General features: G+C 67.6%; 14 protein-coding genes. 5 read left to right on the forward strand and 9 right to left on the reverse strand.

The features are described from left to right. Window positions 1-118: 118 nt before the first annotated feature. The 4 genes from BSZ40_RS06410 to BSZ40_RS06425 form a co-directional block, all read right to left on the reverse strand. Window positions 119-847, reverse strand: coding sequence for a hypothetical protein (locus BSZ40_RS06410; protein WP_073824387.1), 729 nt, complete (start codon window positions 845-847; stop codon window positions 119-121). A 100-nt stretch (window positions 848-947) separates the two neighbouring features. Then, the gene (locus BSZ40_RS06415) at window positions 948-1,775 is read right to left on the reverse strand and encodes an FAD:protein FMN transferase (RefSeq protein WP_073824389.1); all 828 of its coding nucleotides are present in this window, start codon (window positions 1,773-1,775) and stop codon (window positions 948-950) included. Window positions 1,776-1,842: 67 nt separating this feature from the next. Further along, entirely contained in the window at window positions 1,843-2,334 is a 492-nt protein-coding gene (locus BSZ40_RS11890) for a hypothetical protein (protein ID WP_073824390.1), read from the reverse strand. A gap of 15 nt (window positions 2,335-2,349) precedes the next feature. Then, window positions 2,350-3,630 (reverse strand): ferric reductase-like transmembrane domain-containing protein, encoded by a 1,281-nt coding sequence (locus BSZ40_RS06425; protein ID WP_084542679.1) that lies wholly within the window; start codon window positions 3,628-3,630, stop codon window positions 2,350-2,352. A gap of 217 nt (window positions 3,631-3,847) precedes the next feature. Here BSZ40_RS06425 and BSZ40_RS06430 point away from each other — a divergent pair, with 217 nt between their 5' ends. Then, window positions 3,848-5,287 (forward strand): basic amino acid/polyamine antiporter, encoded by a 1,440-nt coding sequence (locus BSZ40_RS06430; protein ID WP_073824393.1) that lies wholly within the window; start codon window positions 3,848-3,850, stop codon window positions 5,285-5,287. A gap of 69 nt (window positions 5,288-5,356) precedes the next feature. Here the strand turns inward: BSZ40_RS06430 and glgB are convergent, their stop codons facing one another. The 5 genes from glgB to BSZ40_RS06455 all read right to left on the reverse strand — a co-directional run bounded on the left by glgB (window position 5,357) and on the right by BSZ40_RS06455 (window position 13,646). After that, window positions 5,357-7,582 (reverse strand): 1,4-alpha-glucan branching protein GlgB, encoded by a 2,226-nt coding sequence (gene glgB, locus BSZ40_RS06435; RefSeq protein WP_073824395.1) that lies wholly within the window; start codon window positions 7,580-7,582, stop codon window positions 5,357-5,359. Between the two features lie 55 nt (window positions 7,583-7,637). Beyond that, window positions 7,638-8,960, reverse strand: a complete 1,323-nt coding sequence (locus BSZ40_RS06440; RefSeq protein ID WP_073824396.1) for a maltokinase N-terminal cap-like domain-containing protein — start codon at window positions 8,958-8,960, stop codon at window positions 7,638-7,640. Next, a complete protein-coding gene (gene treS / locus BSZ40_RS06445; RefSeq protein ID WP_073824398.1) occupies window positions 8,957-10,639 on the reverse strand; it encodes a maltose alpha-D-glucosyltransferase in 1,683 nt (560 codons plus the stop codon). The genes BSZ40_RS06440 and treS overlap by 4 nt, the downstream gene beginning before the upstream one ends. Before the next feature lie 8 nt (window positions 10,640-10,647). After that, window positions 10,648-12,705 (reverse strand): maltotransferase domain-containing protein, encoded by a 2,058-nt coding sequence (locus tag BSZ40_RS06450; RefSeq protein WP_425425644.1) that lies wholly within the window; start codon window positions 12,703-12,705, stop codon window positions 10,648-10,650. 380 nt (window positions 12,706-13,085) lie between these two features. Continuing rightward, window positions 13,086-13,646, reverse strand: coding sequence for a hypothetical protein (locus tag BSZ40_RS06455; protein ID WP_073824399.1), 561 nt, complete (start codon window positions 13,644-13,646; stop codon window positions 13,086-13,088). A gap of 211 nt (window positions 13,647-13,857) precedes the next feature. Between BSZ40_RS06455 and arc the strand changes: the two genes are divergently transcribed. From arc to BSZ40_RS06475, 4 genes are read left to right on the forward strand one after another with little or no spacing between them, the layout of a single operon-like run. Then, window positions 13,858-15,516 carry a proteasome ATPase gene (arc, locus tag BSZ40_RS06460; protein ID WP_084542681.1) on the forward strand — a complete coding sequence of 553 codons (1,659 nt, stop codon included), beginning with the start codon at window positions 13,858-13,860 and terminating at the stop codon, window positions 15,514-15,516. After that, window positions 15,513-17,174 carry a proteasome accessory factor PafA2 family protein gene (locus tag BSZ40_RS06465; RefSeq protein ID WP_073824403.1) on the forward strand — a complete coding sequence of 554 codons (1,662 nt, stop codon included), beginning with the start codon at window positions 15,513-15,515 and terminating at the stop codon, window positions 17,172-17,174. The genes arc and BSZ40_RS06465 overlap by 4 nt, the downstream gene beginning before the upstream one ends. After that, window positions 17,171-17,362: a ubiquitin-like protein Pup gene (locus tag BSZ40_RS06470; RefSeq protein WP_073824405.1), complete on the forward strand. Its 192-nt coding sequence runs from the start codon at window positions 17,171-17,173 to the stop codon at window positions 17,360-17,362. Before BSZ40_RS06465 ends, BSZ40_RS06470 begins: the two co-directional genes overlap by 4 nt. Continuing rightward, window positions 17,359-18,813, forward strand: a complete 1,455-nt coding sequence (locus BSZ40_RS06475) for a proteasome accessory factor PafA2 family protein (RefSeq protein WP_073824406.1) — start codon at window positions 17,359-17,361, stop codon at window positions 18,811-18,813. The genes BSZ40_RS06470 and BSZ40_RS06475 overlap by 4 nt, the downstream gene beginning before the upstream one ends. Window positions 18,814-18,984 lie beyond the last annotated feature (171 nt).

The following is an 18,984-nucleotide window of genomic DNA, read 5'->3' on the forward strand; positions in this document are numbered from 1 at the left end:
AGAGCAGCCTGAGGCGAGGCGAGCAGCTCGTGGCCTGCGGGCAACGTATACGCAGCAGACCGGTCGCGGAAGTTTGCTCCACGACCGGTCTGGCTAGCCAGCGGTATGCAGTTCAGCCTTATTCGCCGCTGCGTTGCTTGGCGAACTCGAACAACGAGTCCAGCGAGGCGGAAAATTCCACCAGGATCGGCACCGGCACAGTCCGGCTGTCAGCGCGGGTCGCCAGCTGCCGCTGCAGCTCCGCGAAGGAAGCCCCCGTGCCCTCCGGCGCGAAGATGGTGACCACTAAGGCCCCGTCATCCAACAGGGGGACGCTCCACCCGAATCCGGGGAAGTCTCCGAGCAGTTGCTCGATCTCGGCGTTGGCCTGCGCCAGCTCTGCCCGCGAGAACGGCGCAAGGGTCACGTGCACGTGCTCGGCGAGCGCGGAGCTGTCAATGAGTTCACGCAACTCAGGGTGGTTCTCTCCGTCAGTACCCTCTTTCACCGTTAATTCGATGCCGGCGTAGTCGGGGGAGAAGTTGACGTCGGCGTAGATGTCCTCGTGACTGAGGGCAAAGTCTTGTATTTGTCCGTAGAGGTCAACTAGCTCGGCAGTGGGTTCTTTCGACATGTCGAATGACCGCGACTCATCAAAGAAGCGCGCCGGGGCAGTGGGGGTGAGCTCACCGGTGGTGTCCAGCAGCACCCAGATGGGGAGGTCGGCCGCTTCGACGGCCTGCGCGGTGTGTGTCGTGCGAGACGGGTCCGGTGTTTCCTCCGCAGCGATAGCAGACGAATAGAGAACAGCGGTCCCGAGGGCTGTTGCCGCTGCCAGGGCAGTTAGGGATAAGCGTGGGGAGAGCACGATCTAGTCCTTTCGTCGGGCAAGAAATCAGTGCAACGACCGTGATCACCCCAGGGTGGTGTACGGGCAGGTGGCGTCCCAACCCCCTGTAGTTTACTTTTTAAGTGAGTTGGTCATGCCGGAGGACTATGGCCTGCGCTCCGTAGGTAGTTTCCAAGTGGGACCGTTGGGTCGGATCCAACATGAGGATGGTGGCGACCGCGTCCGCTAGGCGGGCGGTGGGGGCCTTGACGTAGACGGTCACCACGTCGGTGCTGCTGCTGGCCGCCGTGGTCGGATCGAACAGGTGATGATGCTCCACCCCATCTGTCACCCACACCCGTTTCACTGTCGAGCTCACCGCCAGGCCGCCGTTGGTCAGCTGGGTTTGTCCCACCTGCAGCTGCGGATTGTACGGGTGCTCCAGGGCCAGAGAGACGGGGGTGGGGGAGATGACGCGCAGGTCCCCACCGCCGTTGACGATTAGCTGTGCCAGTCCCGCCGCCCGGCAGTGCTCCGCGAGCTTGTCGATAAGCCACCCTTTGCCGAAGCCGCCGAGGTCTAGGCGCACCCCGGCGGGCACGGTCAGGAGCTCGGGCGACAGGTGAGTGCGCTGCCACAAGTCGGCGTGCACCTGGCCTCCCGGACCGCTGCCGTAACCGGCCTGTTCCAGGGCGCCGCCGATCGAGATGTTGAACACGCCCCCGCTGTGGGCGTGCAGGTCGCGGGCGAAGGTCAGCATGTCCAGCAACTCGGTGGGTGGGTTGGGCAGTGTGCCCGTCGTCCCCAGCTGGTTGAGTAGCGAAGTGGGCTCGAAGCGGGAGTAGGCGTGCACGAAGTCGGCCACCAGCGTGGCTATCTCCGCCCGCAGGGCGGCAGTGAACTCGCCCTGCCGGGCCTCCAACCACCAGCGTGTGCCGAGCGCGTCGAACTCCAGCGTGGCTACCACAGCTCTCTCCCGTCTGTCGCCCGGGTGGGCCGGGATCTGCACGGGCCCCGGCCCACCTTTAGCGCTCCTAGCGCGCCGCCTCGGCGCGAATCTGGTCCAGGGCCGCGGTGAAGCCCTTGGTGGTCAGGCTGGCCCCCGCGATGGTGGCCGGGGTGTAGGTGGACAGCGGCTGCCCCACCACGGTGCCGGCAAACTCCTTGTCGAAGGCCTCCGCGAACTGCGCCGACTTCTCGTCGCCCGTGTTGTAGGTGGCCTTGGCGCCAGTGATCTTGTCCCCGGCAACGGTCAGCTCGACGGTGATCTGGTTGGTGCCGGCCGGCACCACGTAGTCGGCGGTGGCCGAGAAGGTCTGCTCGCCTGCGGCGGGGGCGGCGGAGGAATCCATCCCGGCGGGGGACGCAGACTCGGCGGGGGCGGCCGTGGCGGGGGCCGCGCCCTCCGACACCTTGGCGGCCTCATCGGTGGCGCCGCAGCCTGCCAGGGCCGCCAAGCCCAACGTGGTGGCGGCCATCGTGGTCAGCGAGCCGATGCTCAGCATGCCCTTGTCCAACTTGTTCATTGTTTCTCCTTACTGTCAGAGCGAAAACTCTTCGGTGTGGATTCGGTTGCTCGCCACCCCGGCCGCTCGCAGGCCCCGCGTAAGGGACTGGGTCATGGCCGGGGGGCCGCACAGGAAGTAGCGATTGGCAGGCGCGGCAGGGATTAACTCCATGATGCGCTGGGCGGTTGGCAGTTCGGTAGCCACGCCCTCCGGGGCCTGTTCGCTGTAGAGCGGCAGGTAACGCTCCTTAAGCGCCGCCTGCAGCTGCGGGGCGTACGTGGCGTGTTGGGGGCTGCGTACGCAATACACCAGCCACTGCTCCCGGGTCGCATTCTCTGTCAAGAGGCGGGTGACGAACGGCGTGATGCCGATACCGCCGGCCACGTAGACCGTGCGGTCGCCATCTACTTGGTGGGTGAAGCTGCCCAGCGGTCCGGTCACCCGGACTGTGCCGGTGGACTGGTTCGCGAGTTTGCGGGTGAAAGGGCCCAAGACTCGGTAGCTGACGGTGAGCAGCGCCTCCTCGGCGTCCCACGCCACGATGGAGAAGGGATGCTCCTCGCCGCCAGGGCGCAGCTGCAGGTAGACAAACTGGCCGGGGGTCGGGGTGAACGGACGTGGGCCCAAGCGGCGCAGCTGCAGCTCGTGTACGCCCGGGCTGAGTTCCGTGTTGCTGGTGATGGTGAAGCGGTGCTTGCCCAGCCCGAGGGCCCCGCCCAGGCGGGCAACCACCGCCACCAGCAGCAGCGCGAGCAGCGTCCAGTAGTAGACGGCGGTGTACGGGCGGTCGGCGAAGTTGAAACCAGCCAGCGGAATATGGAAGACCAGGAAGAAAAGCGCTAGGTAAGCGGTGAAATGCAGGTACTTCCACGGGCGGCGAGTCATGCGGCTGCGCAGCACTGCCGAAGAGAACCACACCAGCAGCACCAGCCACAGGGCCACGCGGCCCAACGTGATCGCCCGCGCGGTGGCGGTGGACAGGTCGGGCACCACGAGGAAGGCCAAATCCTCGCTGTAGCCAACCATGACCAACAACGGGTGGGCGAAAATCAGTATCGCTCCCCAGGTGCCGAGCTGTCGATGCAACTCAATTCCCTGGGCGTAGTCCGTAGTTAGCAGGCGGGAGGCGGGGCGGCTGCCAAGTAGTAGCAGCCAGGCCAGCAGCATGGCGCCAGCGTAGCCGCAGATGGTCGACGCCCAGTAGGCGGTCGCGGCCAGGGACCACTCGTGGGGCAGGGGAGCCGTGGGCAGGGCCAGCAGGAGGCTGGCCCCCAGCAGCGCGGCCACGGCCCACAGTCGGGATCGGAAGAGCATTGCGGCAATGTAACAGGCGGCAGCTGAACGTCAGGTGTGAGTATGGTGAGGCAGGCCTATGACATTGCCAATGCTGTGGTTAGGGTCACCGCCCGGCGGGAGAGAGGCGTAACCAACATGTTGCCTGCTAACGGGTGGCAAAGTGGCTGTGGGGGGAGTACGGTTGGTGGACATATGTGCTTGGGATCACAGTTGATCTTGGACCTGAAAGGGTGACATGCAAACCGATACCGTCAAAGACGACGCAACAGCCGCACACGGCAAAGTTTCTCTACCCGCGCTGACCGCCCTGGTGGTCGGCTCCATGATCGGTGGGGGCATCTTTGGACTGCCCTCCCAAATGGCGGAGGCTGCCGCGCCCGGGCCGCTCATCATCGGCTGGATCATCACCGGCGTGGGCATGCTGTTCCTCGCCCTCGTCTATCAGCGCCTGTCGCGCTCCCGCCCGGACCTGGAAGCCGGTGTCTACTCCTACGCCCGCGCTGGCTTCGGCGACTACGTCGGCTTCTCCTCAGCCTGGGGCTACTGGGTGAGCGCCTGGCTCGGCAACGTCTCCTACCTGGTGCTACTCATGGCCTCCATCGGGGTGTTCGTGCCCGGCATGGGGGACGGCAACACCGGCCAGGCCATCGTCGGCGCCTCGGTGTTGTTGTGGGTGTACGCCGGGTTGATTGCCCTGGGCGTGAAGGAAGCTTCCTTCGTCAACGCCATCATCACGGTCGGCAAGATCCTGCCGCTGCTGGTCTTTATCGTCTTGGGCCTGTTCGCCTTCCGCCTAGACATTATGGTCAACGACTTCTGGGGTACCGAAAGCGGGGATCTGGGCAACACCATTAGCCAGATCAAGAACATGATGCTGGTGACCGTCTGGGTCTTCATCGGGGTGGAAGGGGCGTCTGTCTTCTCCGAGCGGGCACGCAAGCGGCACGACGTTGGCCGTGCCACCATCGTCGGCTTCGCCTCGGTGCTCGCCCTCCTGCTGGCCGTGAACCTGTTGTCCTACGGCATTGCCGCCCGGCCGGAGCTGGCCGGACTGGCCGACCCATCCTTGGCGGGCGTGCTGACGATCGCGGTGGGCTCGTGGGGCGCGAAGTTCGTGGCCGTGGGCCTGATCATCTCCCTGATCGGGGCGCTGCTGTCGTGGTTCTTGTTCGCCGCCGAAGTGCTGCGCGTGCCGGCCGTCGACGGCCTCCTGCCGGCCTGGCTGGGGCGTCAGAGCAGCCGTGACGTGCCCGTCGGGGCCCTGATGCTGACCGTCGGTAGTGTCCAGGTCTTCCTGATCCTGGCGTACTTCAACTCCTCTACGTACACCACGTTGATTCTCCTGGCCTCGGCCCTGATCCTGCTGCCCTATCTGCTGTCAGCGCTGTATCAGATCGTGTACGCGGTGCGCCACAGTGAGAAAGCTAGCCGTGCTGACCTGATCGTGGGGGGCTGCGCCAGCGTCTACGCCCTGTGGCTGCTGTATGCCGCCGGGTTGAAATACCTGCTCTTCATCGGGCTGTTCTACCTGGCAGGTACCCCATTCTTCGTATCTGCTAAGCGGGCGCGCGGCAAGACAGTGTTCAAACCGTTTGAGTTGGTTATCGTGTGTGCCTTCGCCGCCACCAGCATGGCCGCGATAGTCTTCCTGTCCACCGGGCAGATAAAGCTCTAGACGTCCAGGGAGAAGGTGGGGCCGGTCGGACAATCCGACCGGCCCCACCTCGCTGCGCCCCGCCGCGCGCTAGACGATCTTGTGCAGCCACAGGGCACCCAGCGGCGGCACCCGCAGGGACGCCGAGTGTGCGCGGCCGTCCCAAGCAATGTCCTCAGCCCACACGGTGCCCATGTTGCCGACCCCGGAGCCGAAGTAGACATCCGAGTCAGTGTTCAACACCTCGTCCCACTGCCCGCCTGCCGGCAGTCCCACGCGGTAGGACTCGTGCGGCAGGCCTGCGAAGTTGACGATGCACACCAGCAGGTCGTAGCGGCCGTCGTCGCGTTCCCCCTTGCGCACGAACGACAGCACGTTGTGATCCCCGTCGTTCGCGTTGATCCACTCAAAGCCCTCGCCCGTGAAGTCGTGTCGCCATAGGGCCGGGGTGTCCCGGTACAGCTGGTTAAGCTGCTTGACGAGGCCACGCACACCCTGGTGTTCCACCTTGTCCAAGTGCCACCAATCCAAGCCGTGGTCAGCGTTCCACTCGGCGCCCTGCCCGAACTCCTGCCCCATGAACAACAACTGCTTGCCGGGATGGGCCCACTGGTAGGCCAGCAGCGCCCGGAGTCCCGCCAACTGCTGCCAGTAGTCGCCCGGCATCTTGGCCAGCAACGAACCCTTGCCGTGCACGACCTCGTCGTGGCTGAACGGCAGGACGAACTGCTCGGTGAAGGCGTAGATGAGGGAGAACGTCATCTTGCCGTGGTGCCAGCGGCGGTTGATCGGCTTTTCCGCCATATAGGACAGGGTGTCGTTCATCCAGCCCATGTTCCACTTCAAGCCGAAACCCAGCCCGCCGTATTCGGTCGGGGCGGTCACGCCCGGGAACGCCGTGGACTCCTCGGCCACCATCACGATGCCCGGGTTGGTGCGGTAAGCGGTAGCGTTGGCCTCTTGGAGGAAGGAAATAGCCTCCAGATTTTCCCGCCCGCCGTAGATATTGGGCACCCACGCCCCGTGTTCGCGCGAATAGTCGAGATACAGCATGGAGGCCACCGCGTCGACCCGCAGGCCGTCAATGTGGAACTCGCTGAGCCAATACACGGCATTGGCCACCAGGAAGTTACGCACCTCCGCCCGGCCGAAATTGAAAATGTAGGTGCCCCAGTCGGGGTGCTCACCCAGGCGCGGGTCGGGGTGCTCGTACAGCGGCGTGCCGTCGAACCGCGCCAGGGCCCACTCGTCCTTCGGGAAGTGGGCGGGCACCCAGTCCAGGATCACGCCGATGCCCGCCTGGTGCAGGGCATCGACCAGGAAACGGAAGTCGTCGGGGGTGCCGAAGCGGGATGTGGGGGCGTAGTAGGAGGTGACCTGGTAGCCCCACGATCCGCCGAACGGGTGCTCAGCGACCGGCATGAACTCCACGTGCGTGAACCCCAGGTCCACGACGTAGTCCACCAGCTCCGTCGCCAGCTGGCGGTAGGACAGGCCAGGCCGCCACGAGCCGAGGTGCACCTCGTAAATGCTCATTGCCCCCGCGTGGGGGTCGCGCTGCGCCCGCTTTTCCATCCAGTCTTTGTCGCCCCAGGTGTGCACATCCTTGGTGACCACCGACGCGGTGGCCGGGGGCACCTCGCAGGCCCGCGCCATGGGGTCGGCCTTTTGCCGCCAGGCCCCGTCGCTTTGGCGGATCTCGAACTTGTAGCGGGCGCCCACGCCTACCCCCGGAATGAACAGCTCCCACACCCCGGAGTTGCCCAGGGAACGCATGGAGGTGCCGGTGCCGTCCCAATAGTTGAAGTCCCCGACCACCCGCACGGCTTGTGCGTTGGGGGCCCACACCGCGAACGAGGTGCCGCGCACCGCCCCGAGCGGGCCGTCGTACTCGCGCACGTGCGCGCCCAAGACCTCCCAGAGCCGTTCGTGCCGCCCCTCCCGGATCAGGTGCAGGTCAAGCTCCCCGACGGTGGGCAGGAAACGGTAAGGATCATCCACCTCGGCCACCGAGTCGCCGTACCGCACCTGCAGCCGATAGTCCATCATCTCCTGGCCCGGCAGCACCGCCACCCACACCCCGTAGGCCTCGTGCACGGCAGGGAAACTGCCCTCTTCGGTCACCACCGTCACCTCGTCGGCCAGGTGCCGGACCGTGCGGATAGTGATGCCGTGTTCGCCTACGTGTGGTCCCAGCACCGAGTGTGGGGAGTAATACTCGCCTACGGCCACCTGACCCAAAATTGCGTCGTCTACGCGAATGGGGGCGGCCTGCGAGGCAGCGGGCACCGGGTTCGGGGAGTCTGGAATGCTCATAGCATTACTTTGGCACGATTTGCCGCCCGGTGGGGGAGGTTCGCCAGGCCAATGCCTAGCTGTCCGCGAGCAGTCGCCGCACCCCCGCGAGCGGTATTTCCACCCAGTCCGGCCGGTTACGAACCTCGTACACCACCTCGTAAAGGGCCTTATCCAACTCGTAGGCTCGCACCAGCTTTTCTGGCAGCGGCGCGGCGAGTTCTTCTGCCCGATAGCCGGCCAGGAAAGCAGTCCGGGCCGCCTGCCGGAGCTCATCATCCGCCAGGTGGGCCACCGCGGCAGCGTAGTCAAACGACCGCAGCATACCCGCCACATCCCGGGCGGGCTGGTCGGGGGCGGTCCGTTCCGCCAGCGGTCGCAGCGGCTCGCCTTCGAAGTCCAACACATACCAGCCGTCGGCGCCCCACAGGCACTGCCCCAAGTGGTAGTCGCCGTGCAACCGATGGGCGGCGGGCAGGTCTCCCACGTGCGCGACTGCGGCCAGGGCGTCCTTGATGTCACCCGCCAGCGGTGCAAGCACGCTCGCCACCCCGATGGCCCAATCGGCTTGCGCTTGTAGCTTGGCGACCAAGGCGGCGGGCTGCCCGGGGTCGGCAGTGCCGAGGTTGTGGAGCACCGCGTGCATCTGGGCCGTGGCGGCCCCGAGTGTGCCCGCCAGTTGTGTGACCTGCTCGCGTTCGCCAGCCGCCAACAGGTTAGTGAAGTGAGTGAAGCCATCCGTGGCAGCGGGCACGTAGGTGGCCAGCACCCCGCTGTGGACGACGCTACCCGCCTGCCCCAGCAGCGCTCCGGCGGCCGGCAAACTCAACCAAGCCACGGGACGCGGCACCCGGTGCCACCCGGCCCGCGCCAGGGCCACCGGCAATGCGACATCCGGGTTCTCGCCGCTGGCCAGCACCCGGAACAGCTTGAGCACCGCCCCGCCGGTCGCGCTCGGTAGTAACACCGAAGTGTTTGACTGTTCGGCGCCCAGCGCCCGGGCTCCTGCCAGGCCCGCCCGCAGCTCCGGCAGCGGCGAGCTGCCGTCGGGGGCGGCCAGCACCTGCCCACCCGTCTCGGCGGCCGCCAACCAGGCCGCCAGGAAGTGGGGCTGGGCCGCGCCATCCACCAGTACCCCGCCTTGCACCCGGCCGACGACGTCGGCCCCGGGCGGGGCGGCAGGCAGACGCACTAGCGGCACTTGGAGGACCAGGGGACCCTCGGCGGTGGCGAGGCGCACCAGCGCCAGGCGGACATCGTCGCTGGCCGTCGCGAGCGGCACGCACTGGACAGACTCGATGGTTGCCAGTGGGTCGTCCTTGGCGGGAAACCAGCGGAGGGTGGGCAGCCACTGGGCGAGCAAGGAAACCAGCTCGGCTGAGTGGAACCAGTCGGTCATTGGCCTACCTCCAACCAGTAGTAGCCGCGCGGGGCCAAGCTCAGGGTGAGGGTGCCGTGATCGCTGATGGACGGGAAATCAGCCCCGCCCAGCACGTCCCGCACGGGACGACCTGCCAACTCTGGCAACTGCACCGTCCCGCTGTGGGCGCGGTCGGCCAGGTTGGCTACGCACACCAACGTCTCGTCGGCCGTGCGGCGTACGTACGCCAGCAATGCGTCGTTGTCGCTGTCCACCAGCGCAAAATCGCCTTTCCCGAACGCGGGGTGGGCCTTGCGGACCGCCAAAATGTTGCGAGTGAAGTGCAGCAGGGAATCGCGCTGGGAGATCTGGGATTCGACGTTGACACTGACGTAGTGGTAATTCAGCGACTGAATAAGGGGCAAGGCCAGGCGGCCCGGGTCCGCGCTCGAAAAGCCGGCGTTGCGGTCGGGAGTCCATTGCATGGGAGTGCGCACCCCGTCCCGGTCGGGTAACCAAATGTTGTCCCCCATGCCGATCTCGTCGCCGTAGTAGAGGCAGGGGCTGCCCGGCAGGCTCAGCAGCAGGGCATTGGCCAACTCGATCTCGGCGCGCGAATTGTCCAACAGGGGGGCCAAACGACGGCGAATGCCGATATTGGCGCGCATGCGCGGATCGGGGGCATACCAGCCGTACATGGCCGCCCGCTCGGCATCGGTGACCATTTCCAGGGTCAGCTCGTCGTGATTGCGCAGGAATGTGCCCCACTGGCCCGCCGCCGGAATCGGGGGAGTATCGGCCAGAATGTCGCGGATCGCGGCGGCCTTGCCCTCCCGCAGGGCGTAAAAAATGCGGGGCATGACTGGGAAGTGGAAGCACATGTGGCATTCGGGCCGTTCGGGAGTGCCGAAGTACTCCACCACCTGGTGCGGCCACTGATTGGCCTCCGCCAGCAGGATCTTGCCGGGAAACTCGGTATCGAGCATGGCCCGCAGGTCAGCAATGAACTCGTGCGTCCGCGGCAGGTTCTCGCAGTTAGTGCCCTCGGCTTCAAAAAGGTAGGGGATGGCGTCGAGGCGGAAGCCGTCCACTCCGCGCCGCGCCCAAAAACGCACCACCTCGGCCATGGCTTCGCCCACCGCCGGGTTCTCGAAATTCAAGTCCGGTTGGTGCGAAAAGAAGCGGTGCCAGAAGTACTGGCCACGCACGTCGTCGTACGTCCAGTTGGACTTCTCCGTATCCACGAAAATTATGCGCGCGTCCGCGTACGCCGACGGCTCGTCTGCCCACACGTAAAAGTCGCCGTACGGCCCCGTCGGGTCCTGGCGGGAGGCCTGGAACCACGGGTGCGCGGCGGAGGTGTGGTTCATGACCAGGTCGATGAGGATGCGCATGCCGCGGGCGTGCGCCTCGTCGATCAGGGTCTGCAGCTGGTCGATGGTGCCAAAGTCGGGATTTACGGCGGTGTAGTCGGCTACGTCGTAGCCGCCGTCGGCCAAGGGGGAAGGGTAGAACGGCGGCAGCCACAAGCAGTCCACGCCGAGCCACTGCAGGTAGTCCAGGCGCTGGGTGAGCCCAACGATGTCCCCCGAGCCCGAGCCCTGGGAGTCCCCGAACGAGCGGATCAACACCTCGTAGAACACGGCGGTGCGGAACCAATCGGGATCTGGGCTGAGCCCGGGGCGCTCGCCCATTACCGGCACTCCGGTCGGCAACATTCTGGTGTTCACTGGGCACTGACCTCCAACACGTGCGCCATTTTGCCGATGGGCAGGTGACCAAAGGGACTGAGTTCCACATACGGGGTGGCATTCCAGGTGTACTCGGCGCCGTCCAGCTCGTCGCGGACCCGCAGGCCGGCGCTGCCGTCGGCGCCGCCCACCCCGAGAGCCGCCACATTCAAGTACAAAATGCCCGACTGCTGGTGGTGCGGGTCGAGGTTGACCACCACCAACACGGTGTCCGCGCGCCCGGTGGGCGACAAGTGGGCGGGCACGTGCTTGGAGAAACAGAACAGTGCCTCGTTAGAGGTCGGGTGGATGGTGACCCGGTGCAACTGCCGGAGCGCTGGATGGTCGGCCCGAATGGCGTTCAGGCGGGCCAGCAACGGGGCAATACCCAAGCCGTCGGCCCGGGAGTAGTCGCGGGGTTTGTACTCGTATTTTTCGTTATCGATCTGTTCCTGCGCACCCGGGCGGGGCACGTCCTCCAGCAGCTCGTAGCCGTTGTAGATGCCCCACGACGGGGAGGCCGTGGCGGCCAGCACCGCCCGGGCCGCAAAGATGGGGGCCCCACCGTCCCACATCTGCGGGGTGAGGATGTCATGGGTGGTGGGCCAGAAGTTCGGGCGCAGCAGGTGGGCGGTCTGCTCGGCGAGTTCCACGAGGTATTGGCCCAATTCGCCCGCCCCGGTGCGCCAAGTGAAGTACGTGTACGACTGGTGGAAGCCCACCGCCCCGAGCGTGCGCATCATGGCCGGGCGCGTGAACGCCTCCGAGAGGAAGATAACCTCCGGGTGCTGCGCATTTATTTCGGCCAGCAGACGCTGCCAGAAACTCACCGGCTTGGTGTGGGGATTATCAACCCGGAAGAGGGTGACCCCCAAATCGATCCAGCCGAGCAGCATGTCGCGAATCGCCACGTAGATGCCCTCGGGATCTTTATCGAAATTGAGAGGGTAGATGTCCTGATACTTCTTCGGTGGGTTTTCGGCGTAGGCAATCGATCCGTCGGCCCGAATTGTGAACCAATCCGGATGCTCGGTCACCCACGGGTGGTCTGGGGAACACTGCAGGGCAATGTCCAGGGCTACCTCCAGGCCCAACTGGCGGGCGCGCGCCACGAAGGCCGCGAAGTCTTCCTCGGTGCCGAGGTCTGGGTGGATAGCCTCGTGCCCTCCCGCGGCGCTGCCAATTCCGTACGGTGAACCGGGGTCGCCGGGTTCCGCGCGCAGGGTGTTGTTGCGGCCCTTCCGGTTGGTGGTGCCGATGGGGTGAATCGGGGTGAGGTAGACGACGTCGAAGCCCATGCCCGCGATCCGCGGCAGGTCAGCGGCCGCCGTGGCCAGGGTACCCGACTGCCAGGAGCCGTCGGCGTGCTGGTAGGCACCGATGGAACGAGGGAAGATCTCGTACCAGGCCGAAGCCAGCGCCAGCGGCCGGTGCACAGCGAGCGGGTAGGTACGCGACGGGGAGACCATGTCCCGCAGCGGGTGAGCAGCCAGCACCCGCCGCACCTGCGGCGACAACCCGGCGGACAGACGCGCCTGCGGCGGGCGCGCGCCGTCCCGCAGGTGGGCGGCTGCCGTCGTCAAGACCCGCTGGGCCTCGGCAGGCAGGGAGCGGGCTGCCGCCCGTTCCAACAGCAGCGCCCCTTCGGCCAGCATCAGCTCGACGTCACTGCCCGCATTAATCTTCACCGTGGCGTCGTGGCTCCAAGTGGCGTACGGATCCGACCACCCCTCCACCCGGAAGCTCCACTGCCCGGGGGCATCGGGCATGAGCCAGGCCTCGTAACGATCCAGCCCGGGGGCGATCTCCACCATCGGGGCCGTAGAGTGCACATTGCCCTGCGGGTCAAGCAGCACTGCCGTGGCGGCGAAGGCATCGTGTCCCTCCCGGAAGACGGTGGCACGCACCGGGAAGGCTTCCCCCTGGGTGGCCTTGGCGGGCCACAGGCCATCCTCGACGACAGGGAAGACCTCCGTCACAGGGATGCGGCCAAGAGGCGCGGGGTGGGACTGATCTGGGCGGGTGGGCGCAGGTGGCGCGGGCAGGTCACTCACGTGTCCAATGCTAGGGCCCGGGCGCGGGAGGCGGGCGCGACCGGCACCGCCGAAATTACGCGCAGGGTGGTTGTTCTCGGTGTAGGCACCGCCGGGTGCGGCGAGGAGTCGGCAAGCCTGCCCGGCGGCTCCACACGAGCCAGCTATCGTGGCCGAGATTGAGGTGAAGTCCGCAGGCGGCAAGTTCCGTCCCCCTCCTGCGCCCAAGAACAACTTCGGCGGGTTACTACCGCCCAACATGCGCCTGGAATGAGGCAGCAGGCGGCCGCTGCGCGGCACTGCCGCAGCCAGCCACAGTGATTTCCAGAGCCGTGCCCGCCCGCGTGGCGAGAGCAAGCACGAGGGGGCGCCCACGGTTGGCGGACAACCCCACCTGCAGGCTACGGCTGCGGCTCGGCCTGCTCGTCCCGATAGGTGGCGGGCATAAAGCCAAACGCTTCTTCTGCCTCGACCAGTGCGTCGGTTGGGGTGGTGCCGCGCACCAGCAGCAGCCGCTCCAGCTCGCCCCAGGAAAAACTCGCGTACGCGAAAGTTTGGGCCTGCCAGTTAACTACCGGCGAGGAGTAGCTGACCTGCAGCTCAACCACCGCCAGATCGTCCTGCTGCGGGGTGGCAATCGTCCCCACGGACACCACCTGAGCGGTGGCCCCGGTGACCCGCTCGGACTGCTCCTTGCTCTGATTGTCGTTAAACAATTCAGTGGCTCGCTGCAAAATTTCCTCCCGTGCCTGCGCAGGCACCTCGGCAGGCAGCTGCAGCGCCGAGATGGCGGCCTCCACTTCGGCAGCGGTGGGGGCGGTCTCGTCGGCGTAGGCCAGCGAGTAGGCCACCGGAGCCAAAGCAGCGGCCGTCGAACGCGCCTCAGCGGTGTCCGCGCACCCACTGGTCACCCCCAGCAAAGCCAGTCCGATAAACGCTGCAAACGACCGTGGCACGCGCACCGTGAAAACCTCCCGGGAAGAGAAATGAGGAATGCGGGCCAAATTGTAGTGGCGGTTTAGGAAGCCGCGCAGGGGACCGACCGCGCAGCGGTCGCACAATCAGCGGCAAGCGGGTGGCAAAACCGGTTGTCTGGCCTGCAGTGTGGTCGTAAGCTCATTGGAACGGTCGTACCAAAGAGGGGCGTGCCAGGCCCTCACCCGGGAGGCATCCATGACACAGGCAGCCCAAGATTCCGCTACCACTGCTCCCGCCGCGCCCTCGTGCGCGTCGCGTGCCGCGCTAGGGGCGGGCCTCGATGCCCCGGGTGCAAGCCCGGCGGTGCGTGAACGCTTGCGGGAACTGGCCGAAGAAGCCGGAACTCTTACCCGCAAGAACCGGCACCTAGCCAACGCCTTGCGAGCCGCCCGCACCGAGATAGTCACCCTGCACGCTGACCTGGAAGCGCTGCAGCAGCCGCCCCTGGCGCATGGCGTCGTCCTCGCTGTCGACGCCACCGCCCGCACCGCCGACGTCTCGCTGGCGGGGCGCCGACACCGCGTCGGGATCGGGCCGGGAATAGTCGCCTCGGCCCTAGCGGTGGGCGAAGTCGTGTTGCTCAACGAACACCTCGTGGCCACTGCCAAGGCGTCGCCACCCCGTCACGGAGATGTGGTCACCGTCAAAGAAACCTACCCGGACGGCACCGTGCTGGTGCTGGCCCGCCACGACGAGGAACAGATTCTCACCCTGGCGGGCCCCCTGCTCGCCGCCCGCCCGCGCGTCGGCGACGCCCTGGTGGCGGACCTGGCGGCCCGGGTGGCGTTGCGCCCCGTGGTGCGGGCCGAAGTGGAGGAACTGCTGCTGGAGGAAGCCCCCGACGTGTCCTACACGGACATCGGGGGGCTGGCCGAACAGATCGAGCAGATCCGCGACGCCGTCGAACTGCCGTTCCTGCACCCCGACCTGTACCGGGAACACGCCCTGACACCGCCGCGCGGGGTGCTGCTCTATGGTCCACCTGGGTGCGGCAAGACCCTCATCGCGAAGGCCGTGGCCGCCTCCCTGGCCGCTAATGCCGCCCACGATGCCTACTTCCTCAACATCAAGGGCCCGCAGCTGTTGGACAAGTACGTCGGGGAAACGGAGCGACGCATCCGCGTCATCTTCGCTCGGGCACGGGAAAAGGCCGCCACCGGGGTGCCCGTCGTCGTCTTCTTCGACGAGATGGACTCCCTCTTCCGCACCCGCGGGTCCGGCAAGTCCTCCGACGTGGAGACCACCGTGGTGCCGCAGCTGCTGGCCGAAATCGATGGGGTCGACGAACTCGACAACGTCGTCATCATCGGGGCCACCAACCGGGAGGACATGATCGACCCGGCCATCATGCGGCCCGGACGCCTGGACGTGAAGATCCACATCGGCCGCCCGAGCGCCGCCGGGGCGCGCGAGATCCTCTCCACCTACCTGACCGCGGATCTGCCGCTGCACCCCGACCTGCTGGCCACCACCGGCTCGCCCGCCGCGGCGGTGGCAGCATTGACGGAGCAGGTGATCCAACAGCTCTACACCTGCACCCCGGCCACCGCCCTGGTGGAGTTGACCCGGGCCGATGGCACCACCGAGGTGTTGCATGTGGCGGACCTGGTGTCCGGTGCCATGCTGGCCAACATCGTCGACCGCGCCAAGAAAGCCGCCGTCAAAGACCTGGTGCGCACCGGGGTGCGGGGCATCAGCGCCGCCCACCTGGCGGCGGCCGTGCGGGACGAGGTGGCCGAGAACGAGAGCCTGCACTCCACCGTCCACCCCGACGATTGGGCGCGGGTGTCGGGGCGACGCGGCGCCAGTGTGGTGTCTCTGCGGATCCTCCACCCCGCCGGGGGCGGGCAATGACGGCCGCGCCGCCCACCGTGCTGGGCCTGGAGACCGAGTACGGGATCACGGGGGCAACCAGCGAGGAGGTCGTGGCGGCCTGCCTGGAGGCCGCGGCGGCAGCAGGCCGCAGCCCAGGGGTTCGCTGGGACTACTCCGGCGAGTTTCCGTTGCGTGACGCCCGCGGTTTCGACATGGATCCGGCGGCCGCGGACCCCTCAATGCTCACCCACCGGCCCGGGGCCTCCGTGGAAGGCCCGGTGCCCGGCCGGGTACGGACTGCCGCCGTGGTGCGCCTGACCCGGTTGGAGGAGGAGTGGCAGCGCGGCACGGCTACCTGTCTGCCCGACGGGGGGCGCCTGTACGTCGACCACGGTCACCCCGAGTACGCCACCCCGGAGTGCACCAGCCCGGCCCAGGCGGTGCGCGCCGACCGGGCCGGGGAAGCACTGCTGACCGCCGGGGCCGCACGGCTGGGGGAAGCGGGGGTCGGGGTGCGCTTATTCAAGAACAACGTTGACGGCAAGGGTGCCACCTACGGCTGCCACGAGAACTACTTGGTGGACCGCGCCATCCCGTTTCCCGATCTGGTCGATGCCTTGGTGCCCTTTCTTGTCACCCGCCAGTTGCTGGTGGGAGCGGGACGCGTCGGCCACGGGGTGATCGCCGACAATGCCCGGCTGCAGATCAGCCAGCGGGCTGACTATTTCGAGCGGGTCGTCGGGCTTGGCACCACCACCGACCGGCCACTGGTCAACACGCGCGACGAGCCGCACGCCGACCCCCAGCGGTGGCGGCGCCTGCACCTGATCTGCGGAGACGCCAACTGCTTCGACACCAGTAGTTGGCTCAAGCTCGGCATGACGAACTTGGTGCTGCAGGTGCTGCACGACGGGGTGCCCGCCGCGTGGCGGGCCCTGGCGCTGGCCGATCCGGTGGCGGCCGTGCGGGAGGTGTCCCACGATGTTTCCCTCACCACCCGGGTGGCACTGGCGGCCGGGGGCGAGGCCGATCCGCTGACGATCTGCCAGACCTACCTGGACCAGGCGCGCGACTTCCTGGACCGCCACGGCCTGCCCGCCCCGGCCCCCACCAACCCGCTGGAGGTGGACTTGGAGGCCCTGGCGGCGGGCGCGGGCCCGGCCGGGGCCGAGACTGGGGCCCTGCTGGCATTTTGGCAGGCGAGCCTGGACGCGTTGGCCGCACAACGGGCGGGTGGGCCGCGGGCCACCCACCTGGAGTGGGTGGCCAAACACGACCTGGTAACCGCCTCGGCGCAGCGGCACCCGGGCGCGCAGGGCGACGTGGTGGCACACGCCGTGGACCTGGCGTGGTCGGAGCTGGGCCGAGGCCTGGCGGGCTTGGTGCCAAGCGGGCGGGCGGCCCGCGAGCGCTGGCGGCCTGAGACGCTGGCGGCGGCGTTGAGTGAGCCGCCGCCAACCACCCGGGCCTGGCTGCGCGGGCAGTTGTTGACGCGGTTCCCGGGCCAGGTGGTGGCGGCCGGGTGGCACTCGGTGCTGCTGGAGACGGGAGCGCGGCATCACCGCCGCTTGCCGATAACTGACCCGTTGGCGTGGACGCGGGCGGAGGTGGAGTCGGTGGTGGCGGCCGCTCCGGACGTGGCCCACGTGCTGGCGGCGCTCACCGATGATGACAACCTAGGAAAGGACAAACCATGAGTCGCTTTGCGCAGCCGTCGCGTTCGTCGCACGAGGAGACCCCGCCGGAGGACGACGCCCCCACCCCGGGTCCGGCCACGCCGGGAGCCAGCCACGATCTGGCCTCGGTGTTGGACGTGATCGATGAGGTGTTGGCGGTAGACGCCCAGGAGTTTGTGCAGGGCTTCGTCCAGAAGGGCGGCCAGTGACCCGCATCGCGGGGGTGGAGACCGAGTTCGGGCTGCGTTTCGTGCCCGGCGCGGTGGGCGGGGCCGTGGGGGTGGAGGAGGTGGCCGAACGCCTGTTTCGCCACCGACCACGTGGCTACCGCTCCAATAACGTGTTTCTGCCCAACGGAGGGAGGCTGTATCTCGACATCGGCGCCCACCCGGAGTACGCGACCGCGGAGTGTGTCACGGTCCGGGAGCTGGTGGCGCAGGAGGTGGCGGGGCGGGCGTTGTTGGCCGACATGGCGGTGGCCACCGAGGCAGACCTCGCGGCGGGCGGGCAGCCGGGCAGTGTGCACGTGCTGGCCAACAACACTGACAGCGCGGGCAACACTTACGGTTGCCACGAAAGTTACAGCGTGCCGCGGGATTTCGACGTCGAGGCGGCCCTGCCGGTGTTGGCGACCTTCCTGGCCACGCGCCCGGTACTGGTGGGAGCGGGGATTGCCTTGCCGGGGGCGGGCGACGACGAGGAAGCCGCCTGGGGGCTGTCACCGCGCGCCCCACACCTGCATCACCTGGCTTCCAAGGACACCACGGGGGCGCGGGCGCTGGTGAACACCCGTGACGAGCCGCACGCCGACGCTCGCCGGTGGCGGCGGCTGCACGTGACCAGCGCGGACACCACGATGGCTGAGCCGACGATGGCGCTGCGCGGTGCGGTGCTGTGGCTGTTGCTGGACGCCTTGGAGGCGGGGGAGGACTTCTCCGACCTGGTGCTGCGCGACCCCTTGGCCACGTTGGCGCGACTGGGCACCAGCCCCTGGGGGAACGAGGCGGCGGCCACGGTGGCGGGGCGCGAGCGCACGGCCGTGGACCTCCAGGAGGAGTTCCTCACGCGCCTGACCGCCCTCCTGGCGCGCACGGGCCCGCCTCCGGCCCTGGCGGGGGTCGAGATGGTGCTCACCGACCTCGCGCCGCGGGTGGTGTCGGCCCTGCGGACGCGGGATATCAGCGGCATCGACACCGAGATCGACTGGGCGATAAAGCGGCGCCTGCTGGCCGCGCACCGCGCCCGGCACCCGCAGTTGATGGGGGAGGAGCTACGGGTGCTGCGGGCCCGCATCGAGCTGGCCTTCCACGATCTGCGGCCGACCACCGCGCTGGCGCCCCGCCTGGCGGCCAGCGGGGCCTTGGCCACGTTGCTCAGCGCAGAGGAGCGGGCCGCGGCCCGCACCACGCCCCCGGCGACCCGGGCGGCCTTGCGGGGGCGTTTCGTTGCTGCCTGCCGGGCGCGCGGGGCTGACTTCGCCGTCAGCTGGGACAGTCTGCGCCTGGACTCGCCGCCCACCAGCCCCATCGAGTTGTCAGATCCGTTCGCCGCCACCCACCCGGGGGTTGACGCGCTGGTGGCCAAGGTCGCGGCGTTGCGCGATGAGGAGACCACCTGGGTTGATGCCGTGGGCAAGGACGGGCGCGGCGCCCCCGGGTGAGGGACAGGGCGCACCAACCCCACCGCCCTAGTTGGCTCCCAGCGGTCCACAAGCGCCATATAGGTGGTGTCAGATGCTCAGTGCAACGGTTTGTTGTGTTGGGTTGGAGGTTGTTGTGGGTTGGGATCGGGATGTGGTTTTGGATGAGTTGGAGATGGGGTTTGCTGGGCG

It is taken from the genome of Buchananella hordeovulneris (assembly GCF_001907235.1).
GTDB classification, from domain to species: Bacteria; Actinomycetota; Actinomycetes; order Actinomycetales; family Actinomycetaceae; genus Buchananella; species Buchananella hordeovulneris.